The sequence below is a fragment of the Colwellia marinimaniae genome (assembly GCF_002207865.1).
Lineage (GTDB): Bacteria > Pseudomonadota > Gammaproteobacteria > Enterobacterales > Alteromonadaceae > Colwellia > Colwellia marinimaniae.
Genome location: NZ_BDQM01000250.1, coordinates 1 through 275 on the forward strand (window position 1 = coordinate 1; position 275 = coordinate 275).

1 protein-coding gene is annotated in these 275 nt (G+C 41.5%); it reads left to right on the plus strand.

Going from position 1 to position 275, the window contains the following annotated elements:
- The coding region (locus tag MTCD1_RS21950) for a hypothetical protein (protein WP_088569014.1) at nucleotides 1–225 on the plus strand (225 nt) is incomplete at its 5' end.
- Nucleotides 226–275 lie beyond the last annotated feature (50 nt).

Genomic DNA, 275 nt, shown 5'->3' on the forward strand with positions numbered 1-275 from the left:
ATGCCCATACTGATCCAGGGCCTGCAGCAATTTAGGGCGATGGATACTAGCTCAGTAGAGAAGATCCCCAGTCTGAACAAATTGCCCCCAACGATCGTCCCAGATGAAGCTAAGTCCGAAATTGATCAGCTAAAAGCAGAGCTGACTCAATTAAAGCTAGCCTACCAAAACCTTAATTCTCGATTAGAACAGCTCGAAAAGCATAAAATAAAGGCGAAAAAATAATGCATGTTGTTGAATTAAGATTTGAATGTTATGACAACACCACCATAACC